Source organism: Phytohalomonas tamaricis, assembly GCF_003012345.1.
GTDB classification, from domain to species: Bacteria; Pseudomonadota; Gammaproteobacteria; order Pseudomonadales; family Halomonadaceae; genus Phytohalomonas; species Phytohalomonas tamaricis.
Map to the genome: position 1 here is coordinate 891,752 of NZ_PVRV01000020.1, position 20,360 is coordinate 912,111.

The 20,360-nt window shown below is 58.0% G+C and carries 16 protein-coding genes; 9 read left to right on the top strand and 7 right to left on the bottom strand.

The annotated features are described in order from the left end of the window. Positions 1-53: 53 nt before the first annotated feature. Positions 54-1,031 carry a 2-oxoglutarate and iron-dependent oxygenase domain-containing protein gene (locus C3Z11_RS09505; protein WP_106477663.1) on the top strand — a complete coding sequence of 326 codons (978 nt, stop codon included), beginning with the start codon at positions 54-56 and terminating at the stop codon, positions 1,029-1,031. A gap of 69 nt (positions 1,032-1,100) precedes the next feature. On the opposite strand, the gene C3Z11_RS09510 is transcribed toward C3Z11_RS09505, so the two are convergent. Then, positions 1,101-2,237 carry a YncE family protein gene (locus tag C3Z11_RS09510; protein ID WP_106477664.1) on the bottom strand — a complete coding sequence of 379 codons (1,137 nt, stop codon included), beginning with the start codon at positions 2,235-2,237 and terminating at the stop codon, positions 1,101-1,103. A gap of 214 nt (positions 2,238-2,451) precedes the next feature. Between C3Z11_RS09510 and C3Z11_RS09515 the strand changes: the two genes are divergently transcribed. After that, positions 2,452-4,701, top strand: coding sequence for a FepA family TonB-dependent siderophore receptor (locus C3Z11_RS09515; RefSeq protein ID WP_106477665.1), 2,250 nt, complete (start codon positions 2,452-2,454; stop codon positions 4,699-4,701). Between the two features lie 74 nt (positions 4,702-4,775). Further along, a complete protein-coding gene (locus tag C3Z11_RS09520; protein ID WP_262927320.1) occupies positions 4,776-5,738 on the top strand; it encodes an alpha/beta hydrolase in 963 nt (320 codons plus the stop codon). Between the two features lie 47 nt (positions 5,739-5,785). Here C3Z11_RS09520 and C3Z11_RS09525 read toward each other — a convergent pair whose 3' ends face one another. Continuing rightward, positions 5,786-6,505 carry a glutathione S-transferase family protein gene (locus C3Z11_RS09525; protein WP_106477667.1) on the bottom strand — a complete coding sequence of 240 codons (720 nt, stop codon included), beginning with the start codon at positions 6,503-6,505 and terminating at the stop codon, positions 5,786-5,788. Between the two features lie 391 nt (positions 6,506-6,896). Here C3Z11_RS09525 and C3Z11_RS09530 point away from each other — a divergent pair, with 391 nt between their 5' ends. Next, entirely contained in the window at positions 6,897-8,444 is a 1,548-nt protein-coding gene (locus C3Z11_RS09530; RefSeq protein WP_106477668.1) for a bifunctional GNAT family N-acetyltransferase/carbon-nitrogen hydrolase family protein, read from the top strand. Positions 8,445-8,466: 22 nt separating this feature from the next. Next, on the top strand, positions 8,467-9,243 hold the full coding sequence (locus C3Z11_RS09535) for a M90 family metallopeptidase (RefSeq protein ID WP_106477669.1): 777 nt from the start codon (positions 8,467-8,469) through the stop codon (positions 9,241-9,243). A 387-nt stretch (positions 9,244-9,630) separates the two neighbouring features. Here C3Z11_RS09535 and C3Z11_RS09540 read toward each other — a convergent pair whose 3' ends face one another. After that, on the bottom strand, positions 9,631-10,116 hold the full coding sequence (locus C3Z11_RS09540) for a VRR-NUC domain-containing protein (RefSeq protein ID WP_106477670.1): 486 nt from the start codon (positions 10,114-10,116) through the stop codon (positions 9,631-9,633). Positions 10,117-10,622: 506 nt separating this feature from the next. Between C3Z11_RS09540 and C3Z11_RS09545 the strand changes: the two genes are divergently transcribed. Then, on the top strand, positions 10,623-11,030 hold the full coding sequence (locus tag C3Z11_RS09545) for a hypothetical protein (protein ID WP_317450661.1): 408 nt from the start codon (positions 10,623-10,625) through the stop codon (positions 11,028-11,030). Between the two features lie 296 nt (positions 11,031-11,326). On the opposite strand, the gene C3Z11_RS09550 is transcribed toward C3Z11_RS09545, so the two are convergent. Together C3Z11_RS09550 and C3Z11_RS09555 are read right to left on the bottom strand one after the other, a co-directional pair. Beyond that, a complete protein-coding gene (locus C3Z11_RS09550; protein ID WP_106477671.1) occupies positions 11,327-12,457 on the bottom strand; it encodes an aldo/keto reductase in 1,131 nt (376 codons plus the stop codon). A gap of 156 nt (positions 12,458-12,613) precedes the next feature. Next, entirely contained in the window at positions 12,614-13,498 is an 885-nt protein-coding gene (locus C3Z11_RS09555) for a LysR substrate-binding domain-containing protein (protein ID WP_106477672.1), read from the bottom strand. A gap of 694 nt (positions 13,499-14,192) precedes the next feature. On the opposite strand from C3Z11_RS09555, the gene C3Z11_RS09560 reads away from it, so the two are divergent. Further along, positions 14,193-14,867, top strand: coding sequence for a TVP38/TMEM64 family protein (locus tag C3Z11_RS09560; RefSeq protein WP_106477673.1), 675 nt, complete (start codon positions 14,193-14,195; stop codon positions 14,865-14,867). Between the two features lie 41 nt (positions 14,868-14,908). Here C3Z11_RS09560 and C3Z11_RS09565 read toward each other — a convergent pair whose 3' ends face one another. Then, on the bottom strand, positions 14,909-16,204 hold the full coding sequence (locus C3Z11_RS09565; protein ID WP_106477674.1) for a glycosyltransferase: 1,296 nt from the start codon (positions 16,202-16,204) through the stop codon (positions 14,909-14,911). Positions 16,205-16,576: 372 nt separating this feature from the next. Beyond that, complete coding sequence (locus C3Z11_RS09570; RefSeq protein ID WP_106477675.1) at positions 16,577-18,052, bottom strand: protein adenylyltransferase SelO; 1,476 nt, start codon at positions 18,050-18,052, stop codon at positions 16,577-16,579. A 193-nt stretch (positions 18,053-18,245) separates the two neighbouring features. Between C3Z11_RS09570 and C3Z11_RS09575 the strand changes: the two genes are divergently transcribed. After that, on the top strand, positions 18,246-19,121 hold the full coding sequence (locus C3Z11_RS09575) for an alpha/beta fold hydrolase (protein WP_106477676.1): 876 nt from the start codon (positions 18,246-18,248) through the stop codon (positions 19,119-19,121). 41 nt (positions 19,122-19,162) lie between these two features. Then, the gene (locus tag C3Z11_RS09580; protein ID WP_106477677.1) at positions 19,163-20,245 is read left to right on the top strand and encodes a tartrate dehydrogenase; all 1,083 of its coding nucleotides are present in this window, start codon (positions 19,163-19,165) and stop codon (positions 20,243-20,245) included. Positions 20,246-20,360: the final 115 nt, after the last annotated feature.

Below are 20,360 nucleotides of genomic sequence, written 5' to 3' on the forward strand. Positions count from 1 at the left end.
GGCAGCGCCTGCTGCGCTGTCGGCTGGTTCTTCTTCCCTGTCAGGACACCGACATGACATTAAATTCACTCCCCATCATCGATATCGCCCCGCTCTATGCTGACGACCTGGCACGCCGGGACGAGGTCGCCGCCCGCATCGACGACGCCTGCCAGCAGTGGGGCTTTTTCTATATCAAGGGCCACCCCATCACCGCCGAGCGCTTCGACGCGCTGCTCGCGGCGGCCAGAACCTTCTTCGCCCTGCCGCTGGAGGAGAAGCTCAAGATCGATATCACCCAGAGCCGCCATCATCGTGGCTATGGCGCGGTGGCTACCGAGCAGCTCGACCCGACCCGGCCCAGCGACCTGAAGGAGACCTTCGACATGGGCCGCCACCTGGCGGCCGACCATCCCGATGTCATCGCCGGCAAGCCACTGCACGGCAGCAATAACCATCCCGCCCTGCCCGGCTGGCAGACGCTGCTCGAGACCCACTACGCCGACATGAGCGCACTGGCCCGCACGCTGCTGCGTGCCATCGCCAGCACATTGGGGATCGAGCGCGACTTCTTCGATCAACGCTTCGGCGCGCCGATCAGCGTATTTCGCATGATCCACTACCCGCCGGTGAACGATGCGCCGGACCATGATCGACCGGATGCACAGCAGGGCGCCGGTGCGCACACCGACTACGGCTGCATCACCCTGCTCTATCAGGACAGTGCCGGCGGGCTGCAGGTCCAGAACAGGCGCGGTGAGTGGATCGACGCACCGCCGATTCCCGGCACTTTCGTCGTCAATCTGGGTGACATGATGGCGCGCTGGAGCAATGACCGTTACCGCTCCACCCCACACCGAGTGGTCAGCCCGCGCAACGTCGACCGCTACTCAATGCCATTTTTCGCCGAGCCCGATTTCGACACCGAGATCAAGGCGCTGCCGGGCTGCTTTGACGCCGACAATCCCATCCGCTACCCACCGACCACGGCGGGTGAGTGGCTGCTGTCGCGCTTCGCGGCGACCTACGCTCATCGTCGCGAGAGCGCCTAGCCTGCGCCGGAGATCAAAAACGAAAAGCCCTGCCAAGGCGGGGCTTTTTCGTAGGGTAATGTCGGATAATCAGGGCGTGATCAGCGTCACTGTATCGCCGTTGTCGTCCTGAGCGCTCTCGCCCTCCTTGGGCCGCGCCGTCTTGTTGGTGACATAGGCGCGCTGAGTGGCGGGATCGATAGCCACCGTGTTGGGATGAGTACCGGTTTCGAGTTCGGCGAGCAGTTCATAGCTTGTCGCATCGATGACGCTCACGGTACCGGCGCCGCGGTTGGCAACGTAGATACGCTTGCCTACCGGGTCAAAGGAGACGCCGAGCGCACCCTCTCCCGTAGCAACGGTGCGAATCAGCTTTCCGCTGCGAGCATCGATCACTGAGACGTCATTGCTGCCCATGTTGGCAACGAATAGACGCTGCGTATCGACATCAACGGCGACATTCATCGGCTTCTTGCCGCCCGCCGCGAAGCGCTCGATCACCTTGTCGCTGGCGGTGTCGATCACGGCGATCTCGTTGTCGCCCATGTTCACCGCATAGAGGCGCTGGTGAGGCGCATCTACCGCCAGACCGAGGGTCATCGCGCCGACGTTCTCGATGGTGTTCTTGAGGGTATTGTCGCTTCCATCGACGACCCAGATCACCCCCTTCTTAGCCACGCCGGTAACGTACACGGTGTTGCTCGCCTCATCGACCGCGACTTGGCGTGGCTGGGTAGGCTTTCCACCTTCGGGGCGTGGTTGGTCAGGCTTACCACCTTCTGCGTGCGGCTGAGCAGGCTTTTCACCCGCAGCATGCGCCTTGGCGACGTCAGACAGCGGTAACGTCTTGATAACCTTGCCTGACGATAGATCGAGCACCGACAGCGAGCCCGCGATGGTATTAGTGGTATAGAGCATCTGCGTTTTATCATTCAACGCAATGCCGAAGGTCCGCTCCGGCATGGTGACGTCTTTGAGCACCTTGAGCGTCTCGGGGTCGAGCTTAATAACGTGACCGCCTTCGCCGCTGCCTCGGCTGCCGGCGGCTGTGACGAACACCGCTTTATCTGCCGCACTGTAGACCACTTCGTACAGCCCACCACCGAGCCTTACGTTCTTGGCGACCTGGGGCGCCTGCTGGGCATTAGCCAGACTGCTTGTCAGCAGGGCGCACAACGCGCCGGTGATCAGGGCCGATTTCAACGCTACGGTTCCCGCAATACGCATGCTCTTCTCCGCCTGATTATTTATAAAAATCCAAAACTTGCGTACAGATAGTAACAATAATTATTATCATCCAAACCTTTTTTCAAACTTACTGCCGCTAATGGTAAGCAGTTTTAATTGTAAATGAAAACGATTAATATTTGCAGCGATTGTCGACAGACCGCTCTTTACTGAGGCGGCATGGCTAATCCAAACAATGCTAAGGGACAAGGGAATGCTGCACTCTATCTATCGCCATCACGTTGCGCTCACACTGACGCTCTCCTCCTCAGTCCTGTTACCCTCGTTTGCGCTGGCGCAAACGGCTACCACGCAAGCAGATTCGGAACAGACCGCAACGCAGGATGAAAACTCGGCAGATGCCAACAAAGACGTCGAACTTGATGCCATGGTCATCCTGGGCACCGCCGAAAACACACTGAAACAGGCCCCCGGCGTTTCAACCATCACCGCTGAAGATATCGCCAAACGCCCGCCGGTCAACGATCTCTCCGATATCATCCGGCGCATGCCTGGCGTCAATCTCACCGGCAACAGCGCCAGCGGCCAGCGCGGCAACAACCGCCAGATCGATATCCGCGGCATGGGGCCGGAGAACACGCTGATCCTGATCGACGGTGAGCCGGTCAGCTCGCGTCAGTCCGTACGCTATGGTCGTGGCGGCGAGCGCGATACCCGCGGCGACACCAACTGGGTGCCGGCAGAACAGGTCGAGCGCATCGAAGTGCTGCGCGGCCCTGCGGCAGCCCGCTACGGCTCCGGCGCCATGGGCGGGGTGGTCAACATCATCACCAAGCAACCCACCAAGGATTGGCACGGCTCGCTGAGCATCTATAACAATATCCCCGAAGATGACGACGAAGGTGCCACCAAACGCGCCGACTTCAGCCTCAGCGGCCCGCTGAGTGACGTGTTGACCTTCCGCGTTTACGGCAACGTCAGCAAGACCGACGCCGACTCACCAGACATCAACGCCGATTATTCCGCCAGCGATACGGCCGGCAACGAGGGGGTGCGCAACAAGGACATCAACGGTCTGTTGGCCTGGCAGCTTACCGAGGCACAGGAACTGGAATTCAGGGCGGGCTTCTCGCGCCAGGGCAACATCTATGCCGGCGACACCCAGACCAACAACGCCTCCGACGTCACCCAGGCGCTGGCCGAGGATGGCGCCGAAACCAACCGCATGTATCGCGAGAACTTCTCCATCCGCCACAACGGCCACTGGTCGAACCTCGACACGCGCTTGACCGCCCAGTACGAAAACACCCGTAACACGCGTCTGGACGAAGGCCTTACCGGCCGTATCGAAGGCCAGATCAGCGACGCAGACGACTATACGACCAGCGAGCTGAACGGTTATCGACTGAGCGCCGAAGCGGATTACTACGCTGACACGGCAATCGATCAGGTCTTGACCTTCGGCACCGAGTGGGATCGCAGCACGCTTGATGACCCGGGCTCGACCAGCCAGGAAGTCGCCGATGGCGAAAGCGTGTTCGGTCTGACCGGCGGCGGCCGCGACAGCAGTACCAGCTCGGAGCTGCTAGGCGTCTTCGTCGAAGACAACATCGAGCCGTGGAAAGGCACTACCATCACCCCCGGACTGCGCTTCGATCACCATACCACCTTCGGCAACCAGTGGAGTCCTAGCCTCAACGTAGCGCAGAAGTTGAGCGAGCACGTCACGCTGAAGGGCGGCATCGCGCGTGCCTTCAAGGCGCCCAACCTCTACCAGAGCAACGGCAACTATCTGCTGCGCACCAGTGGCAACGGCTGTCCGGTCGGCGTCGATGGTCCTTGCTACCTGCTGGGTAACGACGACCTGGACGCGGAAACCAGCGTCAACAAGGAGATCGGTATCCAGTACCGCAACCGCGACTGGGTGGCGGGGCTGACCTACTTCCGCAACGACTACCACAACAAGATCGTCGCCGGCACCGAGGTGCTCGCCGTCACCGAGACGGGCAGCGCGGTCCTGCAGTGGGAAAACGCCAATCGCGCCGTCATTCAGGGCTTCGAAGGCACCTTCCAGATGCCGCTGACCAGCGATCTGCTGTGGATCAACAACGCCACCTACATGATCGAGAACGAGAACAAGGACACCGGCAACCCGCTGTCGGTGATTCCCGAGTACACCTTGAACTCGACGCTGGACTGGACGGTCAACGAGAGGATCGACACGCAGCTGTACTGGACCTGGTACGGCAAGCAGGAGCCGGCCACACATGCCACCATGGCCCGCGAGGCGCGCTACGGCATTTCCACCGACAGCATCTCCCCGTACAGCATCTTCAGCTGGAATGCGGGTTATCAATTCAACGCCAACCTGCGTGGCAGCTTCGGCGTACGCAATATCTTCGACAAGCGTCTTTATCGTGAAGGCAACTCCAGTGATGCCGGCGCCGCCACCTACAACGAACCCGGTCGCTCCTTCTATACCACGCTGACCGCTTCCTTCTAATCACCACTGCACATCGGCCAGGCGCTGTTCACAGCGCCTGGCCGAGCCGTTGATGACGAGTTGCAGAGGTTCCCTTGCGACGACTATCTACCCACGGGGCAAGACCCGATTCTTCGCAGCGCCGCCGAATGTTACAGGCGATGCTTGCCGGACTTCTTGCGGCGGCACTGCCCTGGCAGGCTGTCGCTCGTCCCGACCTGAAGCGCAAGCTCGGTCCGACCATCGCCGAACGTGGCTCTGCTTACTACCGCTTCGAGCAACTTTATTTCGACTCCGCCGACGGCCAGCGCCGTTACCGTATCTGGCTAGGCATTCCGCGTCGTGCGGCACCCGGGCGGGGCTATCCAGTGGCCTGGCTGCTCGATGGCAACGCGGCGATGGGCGAGCTCGACGAGCCGCTGCTCGAGAACCTTTCGCGGCACGAGTCGCCGCTGATCGTCGCGCTCGGCTACGATACCGAGTTGCGCTTTGACGTCGAGGCTCGCGCTCATGACTATCTACCTGAACGCAATGCCGCCCGCACCGAAGACGTACCGCCATTTTTGCGCCATAAAGGCGGCGGTGCCGACGATTTCCTCGCCTTGATCGAAACCACGATCATGCCGGCCGTTGCCTCCCGAGCGTCGCTTGATTCACAACGACAAACGCTTTGGGGCCACTCGTTCGGCGGCCTATTCGTACTACATACTCTGTTCACCCGCCCTGAATTGTTTACCGACTATGTCGCCGTCAGCCCATCGCTGGGCTGGACGCGTGATGCAATGCTGACGGCCGCCAACAACCTCACTGCTCACGCTGGCGATCTAGACGCACGACTCTGGCTTATGCGTGGCTCACACGAGGGCAAGCGCAGCAAATCACCCACCGGCACGAACAACCTCAACGCCTTCGACGCCTTGGCGGCGTCACTTGCTGCACACCCCGGCCTCACGGTGAATACCTGCACTCTGGCGGGACTTGAGCACGGCGCGATGCTGCCAGCCTCGCTGCCTCATGCACTAAACATCGCCGCCGGCATCACGCCGTACACGTCGTGACTTCCGGTGAAATCAAAAAGCCCACCGTAAAGGTGGGCTTGATGCGCTCACTTGCTGATGTCGCCGACCCGCGTCGCCTCCCGAGCATAGCCACCGAAGGCGTCGAGCAGACGCGCCTGCCACTGGCCGACAACGTCATTCGCTTCGAACAAATCTTCACTGAGCACGGTGTAAGGCATCATGAAGAAACCGAAGGCGAGATAATCCGCTCCGCCCGGCGCGTCACCGTCGATATAAGGCGCCTCACTCAAGCGTGCGCGCAATGGTGCCAGCGCAGAGGCAAGCATCTGCCGACCCTGCTCGGGGTTCTTGAACGATTCAAGCGTGGTACCGAAGCGCTTCTCACGTGTTTCACGAAAATAGTCACGATCTTCAGGGGCAAGGAGCGCGAAGATATCGAGAATCGCGATCTTCATGATTGCCGGCGCCAATTGGGCCTCCGACCAGTACTTGATAAAACGAGCCCGTTCCTGGGCCATTTCATTGCCAAGCAGCGGCTTGTCAGGATAAGAGCGATCGAGATAGCGCATGATCTCAAAGCTATCAGTGACAGTAGTACCATCTTCATCGGTCAATACCGGCACCTTGCGCTCCGGCTCAGGCCCCTGTCCCGAAAACGCCAAGGCCTCCTTTTCGGTAAAATGCCACGGGATGGTATCGAACGGCAGCCCCTTGTGCTTGAGTGCTAGCTTGGCCCGCCAGCAATAAGGCGAGAAGCGCAGCCTGTCATCCTTTCCACATAGATCGTAAAGCGTTCGTACCGCCATGCAGTTCTCCTTGAACAAAGCGTTGCCAGCTACGTTCGCAGCCTAATTACCATTCTTGTAATGTAGCAGGTATAATGTCCCGATTCGTCGCAGTGAACCTTTTTACCGCCCCGTAGTCTCAGTTGTCCCTATCCTTTCGTATAATCCATTGCACGCTTATTAAGCACTAACTCACTGCATCTTTAGGCTTTCCTGTAGATCAAGGCATCGTTGATGATGGTTCAGCCTAGAAAATTGCGTAATTTCTTAATTAGCAGCAATGACTAGAACAAGTTTAGCGGCCACTCCATCAGTACCGTTGCGCCGTAAGTGATGTTCGGCAGCACCCCTCTCAGGCAGCCATTGGTCTGCGTATCAGACTGAGCCCATTACTGATAAGGACTCTCTTTATATGTCCATCGAAGAATTACATTTGCATCTTTGCAACCTCGAATCCAGCGATTATGACGAGCTCAAGGTACTCATGGATGCTGTCTATGACGATATCGGTGGTTGCTGGCCCAAACATACGATCGACAAACTGATTACCGACTTTCCCGATGGTCAGATTGCGATCAAGGATGACGGCAAAATCGTCGGCGTCGCCCTGACAGCGCTGGTTGATTACAACGTGTTTTCCAACCCGCATAAGTACGACGATCTGATCGGCAAGCGCGAAGTCATCCTTAATAATCCTGATGGCGATGCGCTCTACGGTCTTGATGTACTGATCGACCCAAGCTATCGCGGCTACCGCCTCGGTCGACGCCTGTATGAAGCGCGCAAGGAACTGTGCCGCTCGATGAACCTGCGCGCGATTCTCGCCGGCGGCCGGGTGCCCAACTATTACGAGCATGCCGATGAATTGACGGCGACGCAGTATATCGACAAGGTCTCACGCAAGGAGATCTACGACCCGATTCTGTCGTTTCAGCTCGCCAATGATTTCCTGGTCAAGCGTCTGCTGCGCAAGTATTTGCCTGAAGATGAGCGCTCAATGGGCTATGCGACATTGCTTGAGTGGAACAACATTCTGTTCGAGCCGGCTGAGCGTGTCCTGCAGTCACGCAAGACCGAAGTGCGTGTCGGCGCGGTGCAGTGGCAGATGCGTGAATTTGCCTCGGTCGAGCAGGTGCTGCAGCAGGTCGAGTTCTATGTCGATGCGATCGCCGATTACCAGAGCGATTTCGCTGTCTTCCCGGAGCTGTTCAATACACCGTTGATGGGCTTGACTGACCAGTCCGACCAGGTCAAGGCAATCCATTTCCTGGCCGGTTTCACCGAGCGTTTCAAGACTGAAATCTCGCGCATGGCGGTGTCCTATAATATCAACATCATTGCCGGATCGATGGTCGAAGAAGGCGAGGACGGCAAGCTCTACAACGTCTCCTATCTCTGCCATCGCGACGGCGAGATCGATCGTCAGGCCAAGCTGCACATCACGCCGCAGGAGCGTCGTGACTGGGTGGTCGAGGGTGGCGATGCGCTGCAGGTATTTGAGACCGATGCCGGACGGATCGGCATCCTGATCTGCTACGACGTTGAATTCCCCGAGCTGCCGCGCCTGCTGGCCGAGCAGGACATGGACATTCTGTTCGTGCCATTCTGGACCGATACCAAGAACAGTTATCTGCGCGTGCGCCACTGTGCCCAGGCGCGGGCGATCGAGAACGAATGTTATGTCGTGGTCTGCGGCAGCGTGGGTAACGTACCATCGATCGAGAACCTCGATGTGCAGTACGCCCAGTCATCGGTATTCTCGCCGTCGGATTTCGCCTTCCCACACGACGCGGTAATGTCGGAAACCACGCCCAACACCGAGATGCTGATGTTCTCCGATCTCGACCTGCGCCGTCTGCGCGTGGTCAGAAGCGAAGGGTCAGTGACCAACCTGAAAGACCGCCGCAAGGATCTTTTCGATCTGCGCTGGCGCGACTGGTCGCTGAAAGCCGGCTGCTGAGGCTCAGAGAGCATGAGACGGCATGGGCTGGCTTAAGGACTTAAAACGGCGGCACGACGTGGGCCGCCATCCCTTCCCCGAGCAGGCATGGCGCGAGGCAATCTCGCGTCTGCCAATACTCGCCGGTCTTGACGATGCCCAGCAGAGGCGACTTGGCGAGCGGGCCTGGCGCTTGCTGCATCGGCTGCGGCTGACACTGCCGCCCGGGCTCGATTGGGGCTGGCGTGAACGGCTGGGGATCGCGGCCCAAGTCAGCCTGATGACGCTTGAATGGCGCGAGGATGATGCCGTTTCAGCCTTCACCAATGTCCATGAAATCGTCATCGTGCCGGACGCCTTCCGGCGTCGGGTCGAGGAGATGGATGAGACCGGTGTGGTTCATGAGTTCGACGACGAGCGGGTGGGTGAGACGTCCTATCAAGGACCGGTGGTGCTGTCGCTGACCGATATCGAGCACAGCGGTAACTGGGCGGGGTTCAATGTCATCATCCATGAGTTCAGCCACAAGCTCGACATGGGCAACTCGATGGATGTTGATGGCTTCCCGCCGCTACCGCGTGACATGTCGGCCAAGGAGTGGCACCGCATTTATACCGCCGTGTGGGACGATCTACAGGCACACCTTGAACGCGGCGAGCCGACGCCGATCGATGGTTACGCCGCCACTCACCCCGGTGAATGCTTCGCGGTGACGTGTGAATATTTCTTCAGCGCACCAGACGAGCTCGCCGCCGCCTATCCCGAGCTCTATGCCCTGCTCGGGCGCTACTTCCGCCAAGACCCGCTGGCACGGCTGTGAGCGCGGGGGCGGTGCGCGCGGTCATGTTTCCTGCGTACTGAAGGAAGGCATCGGCGTGATCGACAGCTCCGTCGCCGGCCTCGGTGGCTACCCGTATGCCCCGCCAACTTCCAATAGCTTTTCTTTGAGATACTGGTTGATTCCTGACATAAATTCTCCTTTTTTTGCCAAGAGCGCACCAATCTATTTACTTCCCGCCCCCATGTGAAATAGAGACCGCAACCTCGCCGTTTTTGGCCTTTGCGCGTCAATTGGCGGTACGCTCTCTCTTTGCCGAACGCTAAGAAAGTAAAATATAATTCTCGCAATAAGCCGCCTATTTAAGAATGGCAGCGAGTAAATGGTTCGGCTTGATTCGCTGGTTAGAAAGAAGTCCCCGACTGAGTCCTACGGCGCCACCTCATCAAGCTGAATAATTCTGACTCTCCGGCCGGTCATTTTTTCTAGCTGTTCATGCATAACGATTTGGTTTTCTTTCAAAGTATCGGCGAGGCCTTTCACCTCACAAAAGAACCACTCCCCTGTCTGGGGACAAAAAGAAAACAAATCCGGATGACCTGACGGCGCACTCATCAAATAATCAAAAACCGGCTCGGGAACCAGCTCGGAAAATAAACGAAGCTTTCTTGGATGGCTTTTGGCGCAATATTTTTCCATCAAGCTAACATAACCCGTGGATTCGTAGAGCAGCACCGAACTTAGCCACTCAAAGAAGTGGTATTTTCGCTGATGCTCGGTCGTGAGAATCCTGACATCATCAGAGTCAAATAAATCCGGATATCTTTTGACCCACTCTTCGCTCAGCTCTCCTGTCCGAAATTTTTCCCGCCTTTCTGGGTGAAACACAAAAACAAAGTCTGAATCACGGCTCATTGTTGCTCTCTACTATTTTTAACGCTTGCATAATGGACTAGTTTATAGCGCCAGCGGAAAACCAAAGCTGATGGATCGGGAGGAGGCCACTATGCGAGGGGAAACGCTACCGCCCCTACCCTGCAAGCACTGATCGTTCTATCAATCGCCTGCGATAGTCCTTGGTTACTCGTATACCTCTAGCATCATCGGCAGAACCTTATATGCCCTAAATAATCCCCTGATCCAGAAAGAAAAATCCCATTTCATCACTGATAAATAATGCTCCACGGCATTGATTCGCCGCGACTATCTTGAAAACGACACTCGTATTGCGCCTAGAATGGAGGCCATCCTCTCGCGCCGGACACAATCAAATCTCAACGCTCCATTAAGGAGGCTTATCTCATGTCTCTGACGCCTTCCAGCATGATCGAACTGGGCTCTCCCCTGCCGCGCTCTCTACCGAGCAGGACGATCCCGCTAAGGCTTCACGTCCCTTCGACCGGGCACGTAACGGCTTCGTCATGGGCGAAGGCGCAGGGTTGCTGGTGATCGAGAGCCTGGCCCATGCCGAGGCGCGCGGGGCAACACCGATGGCCATCCTCAGTGGCTATGGCACCAGCGCCGATGCCTACCACATCACCGCCGGCCGGGAAAACGGCGCCGGGGTCGCGGTGGCCATCCGCGCAGCGCTGAAGATGGCGGGGCTTTCTCCCGAGGCTATCGGCCATATCAATGCCCACGCCACTTCTACGCCGGTGGGGGACCGGGCCGAGATCGCCGCCCTGCGCAATGCCTTTGGCGAGGCCCTTCCCGGCATCCCGATTTCCGCGACCAAGTCGGCCACTGGCCATCTGCTCGGTGCCGCCGGTAGCGTGGAGAGTATCTTCTTCCCCCTGGCGCTGATGCACGACCGTCTCCCCCGAGCCTGAATCTGGAAAACGTCGACGACGACACGCAGGACCTGGACTTCGTCTCGCGGGTGGCACCGAACACCTTTCCCGGCACGTGCTGTGCAACGGGTTCGGGTTCGGTTTCGGCGGGGTGAATGCCGCGCTGATCCTCAGCAAGGTGTAAGGATGCGGCGAGTGTCAAAACACCCTGTCAGGCGCTAACCAGCAGATCCGCCGGGACGCCTGGGCCTGGTGCATCCCGGCAGTCCGATGGGGGCAGGCGTGCCCCTTTTCCTGCCTCAGAAAGGAGAATCGAGAATTACCGTGTGCCTCCTTTAACTCGGCGTGGGCGCATTCTGCGCGATCAGCCCTTCATTTTTCAGCGTCTGCCAGAATTCGGCCGGAATCTTGGCTGTCATTGACTGGTAGTTCTGCCGCGCCTGCTCGGCGTCGCGGGCACCAGGAATGGTCGCGGCAACCACGTCCGGCGCAGCGGTGAACTGCAACGCGGCGGTACGCAGGTCGGTACCGTGATCGCGGGCAATACGGCTCAAGCGCTCGCGCTGCTCGCGGTAGCCGTCGGGAATATCAGTGCTGTACATCCAGTGATTGGTGCCGGCGAGGAAGCCCGAACCGAGCGGCGCGCCGATGACCAGTGAGACATCATTGTCACGGCACTTGGGGAATAGCCGATTGAGCGCATCCTCGTGCTTGATCAGCGTGTATTGGGTGGCCTGGAGAATCACGTCGGGGTCGGCATTGTCGATGGCGGCAAGGCTCGGCTCGATATCGTTGACGCCCATGCCCCAGCCACCAATGATGCCCTCTTCACGCATCCGCGTCAGCTCGGGCATTGCGCCCTTGAGTGCAGTATCGAGATACTTCTTCCAGTCATCTCCCATGTCCTCGTTGCTCGGCGCCAGGTCGTGAATGTAGACCAGATCGATCTTGGGGACACCGAGACGCTGCAGGCTATCTTCTACCGAACGACGTACCCCGGCAGCCGTGTAGTCGTAGCGATAATTGAAGTTGATATCACCATGCCAGATATTGATGCTGTCTACCGAGGCATCAGGAATCAGCAGACGCCCGACCTTGGTCGAGAGCACATACTCTTGCGGTGGCTTGCCATCGAGAAAATGCCCCAATCGGCGCTCGGACAGGCCAAGCCCGTACCATGGGGATGTGTCGAAATAACGTACTCCGCTGGCCCAGGAGGCTTCAAGCATCGCCTCGGCCTGCTCGTCCGGCGTCACCTTGAACATGTTGCCTAATTGAGTCCCACCCACGCCAAACCTGTGCTCAGGGGGGAAAAGCTTGGAAGCCAGCGGTGGATTACTGGGCAGTGTTGAAGCAACGCAATTGTTGTCACCCTCTGGGTGCTTTTCAGCAGCCATCAAGCGTGGCGCAGCGGTCGCGGCGGCAGCCAGAGCGGCGCCGGCCAGAAAATCTCGACGGTTGGGCATGCTTTTCTCCTGTGACAGGGTGTGGCAAAAGCAGCATCATGGCTGGTGATTGAAAAGTCTGGGTCACTCTCGTGCGATTTGCCAGTTACGCTCGAAAATCTCGCCTGTCATCTATCTGAAGCGCAGCAGTCGCTGTGTTGCATGGCATGATTCTCGTCAGGTAGATTCCGTTGCGGCCAAGTCCGATCCGGCCAGCCAGTCCCATACCGTCGCGGCCACGTCGCGCAGCTCACGCCTTGCCGGCCGCACCAGCCAGAAGCCCTCTTGCGTTGGCAGAGTCCGCGTAAACGGCGCAACCAACTCGTCGCGCTCGCCCACCAGACGACGATGAACTAGCGCGACGCCGCAGCCATACGCTGCCAGGCGCAGCGTCATGACCTGAGTATCGCAGATCAAACGCTGGCACTGCTCTTCCAGCCCTTTTACACCAGCAACGTCAAGCCATGCCGGCCAGCCGAGCGCGAAGCCGGCGGCGTGCAACAACGTATGACCCACGAGATCAGCGGGCGCATGTAGCGTCTTGGCCACTTCAGGGGCGCAGACCGGCGTCATTATTTCCTCTCCGAGCGAGTGCACCACGACATCGCTCCATTCACCACGCCCATAGCGAATCTCGACATCGGCATCCTCGAGCCCGAACTGCTGTGACCAGACGGCGGTGACGATCCTCAGATCTATCTCAGGATGAGCATGATGAAATTGACACAGCCTTGGCGCCAGCCAGTACTGCTGTACGCCAGGCGTAGCGCGAATTGTCACCGGTGCACCGAGTTCGGGGCCAAACACCTCGGAGGTGCCTTCTTCCAGACGCGCAAAGGCATTCTGGATGCTGGGCAGCCAGGCGCGACCAGCATCGGAAAGTTCAAGGCTACGCGGATGACGGATGAATAATGCCTGCCCCAGCCGCCCCTCAAGCAGGCGAATGCGCTGGCTGATCGCCGATTGCGTTACCCCTAGCTCATCCCCCGCGGCGGTAAAGCTGAGGTGGCGAGCGGCGGCTTCGAAAGCCTGCATCCAAGCCAGCGGTGGCAAACGACGCATGAAAGGCTCCTGAGGTCATAACCGTATGGATTACACGCCCATTAGTTAGACTTGGGCTTAGAGGTCAGGTTAGCCGTTTGTCGAACACGTTTTCAATCGTCATCCTGTGCACAACTCTGAACGGGTCGAAGCATGGTATGCGGCCTGTCGAGGCTTCTGGCCATGCCTAAGTGCTGCACGCTTCAGGGCGAAATTCTCGCTGACGCCAGGTTAGATGATCGCTTTCAGCCACCGTCGCGTGAGGCAACCTCGGACCGAAACAGCTTCGCTGGTTACCAGACACCCCTGCAACGGTAGTGACCGCCCGCAGCGCATCGAACAGACTGGCGCACGGATCAATCGAGAGGACATGCCACGAGCAATCACACAGAACATCACGTAGCGATGAAGAAGATAACGTTGCTCAACGCTTCGCTACGCCGGCAATACAAAGAAAAGCAAACAAGGACATGCCGTCACGGCCAGTAGCGTATGCTTTCTGAAAGACGGTTTAACTATCGGCGTGTCGTTAGCGGATTGTCCTATGGGCCGCGAACCCATGCCTGTAAGAGATTTCGGAAAGAGAACGGGTGACGCTTGGGGGTAATCATGAATCACCGAGGGACAATCAGTGCAGCGCACCCGTAGCAGTATGTAGTTGAAGCGCATTCAACCACTGACTAGACTCCATTTCCTTTATCTGCGGAGACTCGCCATGCCAAGACGGCTTTGGCTGTTGGTTCTGATCGTTGTTGTGATGGCCGTGCTGGGAGGGGTTTGGCAATGGTTGGCGATGGGTGACAATCTGACGCCCGAAACATTACAAAACGTACTGGCCGAGACAATGTATTTGCGCAATACCGTCTGGGCGCCGATGGTATTGATGGTCATTTATGTCGTGGCATCGATTGTGGTGTTTCCGTTGACGATCCTGGTCGGTACCACGGGTCTGATTTTTGGTCCCTGGCTGGGTCTGGCCTATGGCTTGACGGGCACCATGCTCGCCTCGATGAGCACTTACTGGCTGGGCCGAAAACTTGGCCGCGACACGCTGGTACGTTACGGCGGGCAGCGCATCAACAAACTGGCCGATGCCTTGGCCAACCGTGGCATTCGTACCATGATCGTCTTCAATCTGCTGCCCTTGGCGCCCTTCACGTTTACCAACATGATCGCCGGCGCCTGCCATCTACGTTTTCGCGCTTACATGATTGGCTCATTTATCGGTATTTTGCCGGGACTTGCCGCCGTGACTGTCGCGGGCAGTCAGTTGGGTAGTCTTTTGCAGACCAGCAGTCTCAGTAATGTGCTGTTAGCAGCAGGTGCCGTTGCCGTCGCCGCTGCCGTATTACTGACGCTGCGCCATCTCGCCCAGCGTCGTGAATCGTAATCACGAACGGTGAGGACAGCTTAGCGAGCCGGCAGAATCGCTTAGTCGCCTGACAGTTCAACCTTGATGCTGCTGTGATGGGGAGTTCGCGAAAACATATCCTTTATTACCGATCCACGATGGCGCAGTAGTTGCCACTCGGCTTCCAATCGGCTTCTTGCCATAGTCCAGGCGCTGGCCTCATCGAAAGCATCTTCTCGTGGCTCGCCATGTACCTTGAGTACGCTCTGGTAAACGTCAAGGCAGCGGCTGGCACACGTTTGTTGATCGTAAAGCCGCGCTCGCTGCGATGAGCCTTCGCTAAGGCGGCGATGCACCTCGGGGTCGAGCATGCGCTCAAGGGCCGCGATGAATGTCTCCTCATCTTCCTTGGGTAGCAGAAAGCCGTTTTGATTATTTTCAACGACTTCACGTACCCCCGAGGCATTGAGTGCCACGACAGGCAGCCCCGCGGCCATCGCTTCCGCCACGACCATTCCCTGAGTTTCACTATGCGACGCAAAGACGAAGGTATCCATTGCCCGGTAAGCATCTACCAGCTCGCGACCGTTGAGCACGCCGGTAAAGTGTACTCGGTCGGCGACGCCTGCTTGCTGGGCATGCTTCAGCATTGCCTTGCGCGCCTCCCCTTCGCCGACTACCAGAAAATGGGCACTTTGTGTGCGCGTCAAAAAACGGCACATGGCACGGGTCAGAAAGGGCAAGTTCTTTTCCTGAGCGAGACGGCCAACATGACCAAACACATGGACGTCATCAGCCAGTCCCAGGCGATTTCGCCAAACCTGTCTGTCGCCGCTGGAAAAATACTCGGTATTAACGCCGCTAGGCACCACATGCAACGGCGTCGTGACCCCGCGCTCGATCAACAGATCACGAATGCTTTCACTCGGCGCGATCACGGCATCGCACATATCGGTAAACCCGGTCGCCAGCGCAATTGCAAAGCGTTGCATGGTTGGGGAGTTACCCGGCACATAATGGGTGTAGTGCTCATAAAGCGTATGGTGAGTGAACACCAGGGGCAGCCGATAGGTCTGGGCAATACGCGCTGCCGTATCGCCGAGCAAGAAGGGATGATTGGCATGAATGATTTGCGGACGGAACTCACGAATCCGTTCATGCAGCCCACTCGGTACCAGCACAGGCACTGAAAAGTCACTGCCGTTGAAATGTTGCATCGCCGGCACACGGAACACCTGCGGCTCATGCTCGGGCTGCCCTGCAAGCGCTGGCGCCACAACCAGAACACGATGCCCTTGACGTTCAAGCTGCTCGTGAAGGCGCTGAACGGACTCGCTCACACCGCCCACGATAGGACGATAAGTGTTGGTGAACATGAGGATGTTCAAATTCCTGTCTCCCACTCAGCCCTTCTGGCCGCAGACTCAAACACACACCTCGGGAAAGGATAGACCGCCATGCAGCGACGACCTCCGGGCCGTAACCAACATTCCATTGCCATGCATCTCCTTGACCTCAGCATCGACGGCACGCCAACCCTTTAGTTGCCAGCCCGCTATATTACCACTTGACCGGCTGGTATCGCCTACATTCATCCATGTCTAGGCATCCCTGCCATAACATTGACGATCAATGACGCGAAACCGCTTGTAGCCAAACCTTGGCCCATTATCCGGCTGAACATGCGTATCTTTCCACTATAGCCTTGAAAGATTTCGTCACCAGATATGGACATCACTTGCTGCGGATCATGTCCCGCAGAAGGTACGGAACACTTGCTCGCTTGGCGCCGCTGGCAGCGTATAGGCTCCCCGACCGGGCTGATCATCAAAGGGATGAGACAATACCTCACGTAACGTCTCGAAGGGCTCGAAATTATCCTCATAGGCAGCGGACAACGCCTCCTCGACCCGATGATTGCGCGGGATAAATGCCGGATTCACCGCACGCATGCGCGCTGCGATGACATCAAATGCATCGTTTTCTCGGCCAAGCCGCTCGCGCCACCTGCCAAGCCATGCATCAATACCCTCAAGGGGATCAAACAGTTTGAATAGCGCAGCCTGTGCCTGATCAGACTCGGCAACATCGCAAAGCTGACGGAAGGTCAGCGTGAAATCGGCCCGTCCGGCATGCATCGCCTCCAGCAATGCCTCAACAAGTTCACGATCGCCTTCTTCTTCCTGCGCAAGGCCCAGTTTGGCGCGCATTACCGTCAACCATTCGGCCTCGTACTGCCCGGCGTACGTCTTGAGTACCTCGGTGGCACGCTCGATGGCCTTGTCCTGGTCGGCATCGATCAGCGGCAGCAGCGTCTCCGTCAGGCGAGCAAGATTCCACTGAATAATTCCCGGTTGATTACCGTAGGCATAGCGCCCCCCTTCATCGATAGAACTGAACACCTGGCGCGGGTCATAGGCTTCCATGAAGGCGCAGGGGCCAAAATCGATCGTCTCGCCAGAGATAGCGGTGTTATCGGTGTTCATTACCCCGTGAATAAAGCCAACACCCATCCATTTAGCCACTAATGCCGCCTGGCGCTTCTGCACGGCACTCAGCAGGGCCAGATAGCGTTCGCCATCAGCGTGGTCAAGAAGCTCAGGATAGTGACGCTCAATCACATGGTCAGCCAAGATGCGCAGACCCTCGATGTCACTGCGAGCGGCAAAGTACTGGAACGTGCCGACACGGATATGGCTGGACGCCACGCGCGTCAACACACCGCCAGGCTCAAGCGTGCGCCGAGCGACACGCTCGCCGGTGGTGACAGCCGCCAACGCGCGAGTAGCGGGAATGCCCATCGCATGCATCGCCTCGCTGACCAGGTACTCACGCAGCACTGGTCCCAGTGGAGAGCGTCCGTCACCGCCACGTGAGAAGGGTGTCCGTCCCGCACCTTTAAGTTGTATGTCGCGCAGCCGGCTCTGCTGGTCAATGACCTCGCCAAGCAGAACGGCGCGACCATCACCCAGGCGTGGCGAGAAACCGCCGAATTGATGGCCAGCATACGCCATGGCCAGGGGCTCAGCCCCCGGTGGCACTTCATTGCCTGAAAACCACTGCGTCGCACGCTCGGCATTAAAGGACTCAAGCTCAAAGCCCAGTTCTTCAGCCAGTACGCGATTAAAGGCAATCAGTTTGGGGGCTTTTACCGGCACGGGATCAAAGCGCTCGTAGAAGTGTCCCGGCAGGTTTACGTAACGCAGTGAAAACGTTGGAAACATGATGACTCCAGCGGCGTTTAGCCGAATAGCGAATGACATACCTGTCCTGACAAGGATAGGTCATGCCTTACAGAATTCAGGTCGGCAGCGCCAAAGTAATCAATATCCTGGCGCCACCGGAGATAATTAGGCGGATATGGCCGGTGTTGCCAATGTGAACGACTACACTCCTGATTCAGGGAGGAAATGCGTCATGTTCAATCACTTTCGCCCATTTGATATTGATATCGGCGACATCACCATTCATGGCCGGATCGGCGGTAAAGGTCCTGCCCTGTTATTACTTCACGGCCACCCACAGACACATATGATCTGGCACCGGATCGCCGATCAACTGGCCGGGCACTTTACCGTAATCGCCACTGACCTGCGCGGCTACGGCACGTCATCCAAACCGGTCGGCTTGCCTGACCATAGCAATTACAGCAAACGCGCCATGGCGGCGGATCAACTCGCTGTAATGCATGAATTGGGCTTCGATCATTTCTTTCTCTGCGCTCACGATCGCGGCGCCCGCGTGGGTCATCGCCTGTGTGTCGATCATCCGCAAGCCGTTACCAAAGCGATACTGCTCGATATCGCGCCGACGCTTGCCATGTACGAACAGACCGATCGTGACTTTGCCACCGCCTACTTCCATTGGTTTTTGCTGATTCAGCCTGCGCCACTGCCCGAGCGGCTGATCGAGCCCAGCACAGATGCCTATATCGAAGAAGTGATGGGCAGCCGCTACGCAGGCCTTACACCTTTCGCGCCCGAAGCATTGCTTGCCTACAAGCAAGCGTTGGCCTCCCCCGGAGCCGTACATGGCATGTGTGAAGACTATCGCGCCGCGAACACCATCGATCTTGACCATGATCGTGCCGATCAGGTAGCTGGCCGGCGTATCGCGTGTCCGCTGCGCGTGCTGTGGGGCAAGCATAGCATTATAGAAAAACGATTCGATGCTCTCGCCGAATGGCGTAAGGTTGCCAATGATGTCGATGGCGAAGCGCTGCCCTGCGGCCACTACCTTCCCGAAGAAGCGCCGGAAGAAGTGCTCCGGCATATCAACGCCTTTCTACGCTAAGCGCCAGGGATGTCCCCGACGCATTGATGGAGTGCAACACCATGCCACAGTATAAGATCGCCGTGATTGCAGGTGACGGTATCGGTCAGGAAGTGATGCCTGAGGGCGTCCGTGCCCTTGAAGCCGTCAGTAGCGCCTTCGGTATCGACTTCTTGTTCGAACACTTCGATTTCGCCAGCTGCGACTACTACCAGAAGCACGGCAAGATGCTGCCAGATGACTGGAAGGCGACGCTTTCGAACTTCGATGCTCTCTTTTTCGGTGCGGTCGGCATGCCTGATCAGGTGCCTGATCATATCTCGCTATGGGGCTCGCTCCTGCAGTTCCGGCGCGAGTTTGACCAATATATCAACCTGCGCCCCTGCAAACTGATGCCGGGCATCAAGAGCCCGCTTGCCAATCGCAAGCCAGGCGATATCGATTTTTACGTCGTCCGGGAGAACACTGAAGGCGAATATTCAAGCGTCGGCGGCAAGATGTTTGCCGGTACCGAGCGCGAGGTGGTGATTCAGGATACGGTGATGACCCGTATTGGCGTTGATCGGGTGCTGAAATTCGCTTTCGAGCTTGCGGCTAAACGACCGCGTCACAAGCTGACGTCTGCAACCAAGTCCAACGGTATTTCAATCACCATGCCCTACTGGGACGAGCGCGTGCTGGAGATGGCTAAACAATTCCCTGATATCACCGCCGACAAGTACCACATCGATATTCTCGCCGCGAACTTCGTCCTTCATCCCGACTGGTTCGACGTGGTGGTAGCCAGCAACTTGTTCGGTGACATCCTTTCTGATCTTGGCCCGGCCTGTACCGGTACCATTGGCGTCGCGCCATCAGCCAACATCAATCCCGAAGGCCGTTTCCCGAGCCTGTTCGAGCCTGTGCACGGTAGCGCACCGGATATCTTCGGCAAGGGCATCGCCAATCCGATTGGCCAGATCTGGTGCGGGGCGATGATGCTCGAACATTTCGGTCAGGATGCGGCGGGTAAAGCCGTGGTCGAGGCCATCGAACGCGTGCTTGCCGCTGGGCCCGAAAACGCCCCGCTTACGCCTGATCTTGGCGGCAAGGGCACCACTGAATCACTGGGCCGCGCTATCGCCGAGGCGATTAGGGCCGGTTGAAAGAGCGCGGCGTTGGCAGCGGTTCAGGGTGACAAGAGACGGGCGGCACATACATTCAGGCGCTCTTATGGTTGCCAATGCCGTGCGCGCCTTCTAGCATGACCCGTTCGCCGAC

Bases quoted from the DNA above. Each gene is read 5' to 3' on its own strand.
- C3Z11_RS09575 (WP_106477676.1), top strand. From the start codon at position 18,246: ATGTTCAATCACTTTCGCCCATTTGATATTGATATCGGCGACATCACC.
- C3Z11_RS09540 (WP_106477670.1), bottom strand. From the start codon at position 10,116: ATGAGCCGTGATTCAGACTTTGTTTTTGTGTTTCACCCAGAAAGGCGG.
- C3Z11_RS09570 (WP_106477675.1), bottom strand. From the start codon at position 18,052: ATGTTTCCAACGTTTTCACTGCGTTACGTAAACCTGCCGGGACACTTC.
- C3Z11_RS09555 (WP_106477672.1), bottom strand. From the start codon at position 13,498: ATGCGTCGTTTGCCACCGCTGGCTTGGATGCAGGCTTTCGAAGCCGCC.
- C3Z11_RS09525 (WP_106477667.1), bottom strand. From the start codon at position 6,505: ATGGCGGTACGAACGCTTTACGATCTATGTGGAAAGGATGACAGGCTG.
- C3Z11_RS09515 (WP_106477665.1), top strand. From the start codon at position 2,452: ATGCTGCACTCTATCTATCGCCATCACGTTGCGCTCACACTGACGCTC.
- C3Z11_RS09535 (WP_106477669.1), top strand. From the start codon at position 8,467: ATGGGCTGGCTTAAGGACTTAAAACGGCGGCACGACGTGGGCCGCCAT.
- C3Z11_RS09530 (WP_106477668.1), top strand. From the start codon at position 6,897: ATGTCCATCGAAGAATTACATTTGCATCTTTGCAACCTCGAATCCAGC.
- C3Z11_RS09565 (WP_106477674.1), bottom strand. From the start codon at position 16,204: ATGTTCACCAACACTTATCGTCCTATCGTGGGCGGTGTGAGCGAGTCC.
- C3Z11_RS09580 (WP_106477677.1), top strand. From the start codon at position 19,163: ATGCCACAGTATAAGATCGCCGTGATTGCAGGTGACGGTATCGGTCAG.
- C3Z11_RS09505 (WP_106477663.1), top strand. From the start codon at position 54: ATGACATTAAATTCACTCCCCATCATCGATATCGCCCCGCTCTATGCT.
- C3Z11_RS09510 (WP_106477664.1), bottom strand. From the start codon at position 2,237: ATGCGTATTGCGGGAACCGTAGCGTTGAAATCGGCCCTGATCACCGGC.
- C3Z11_RS09545 (WP_317450661.1), top strand. From the start codon at position 10,623: ATGGGCGAAGGCGCAGGGTTGCTGGTGATCGAGAGCCTGGCCCATGCC.
- C3Z11_RS09560 (WP_106477673.1), top strand. From the start codon at position 14,193: ATGCCAAGACGGCTTTGGCTGTTGGTTCTGATCGTTGTTGTGATGGCC.
- C3Z11_RS09550 (WP_106477671.1), bottom strand. From the start codon at position 12,457: ATGCCCAACCGTCGAGATTTTCTGGCCGGCGCCGCTCTGGCTGCCGCC.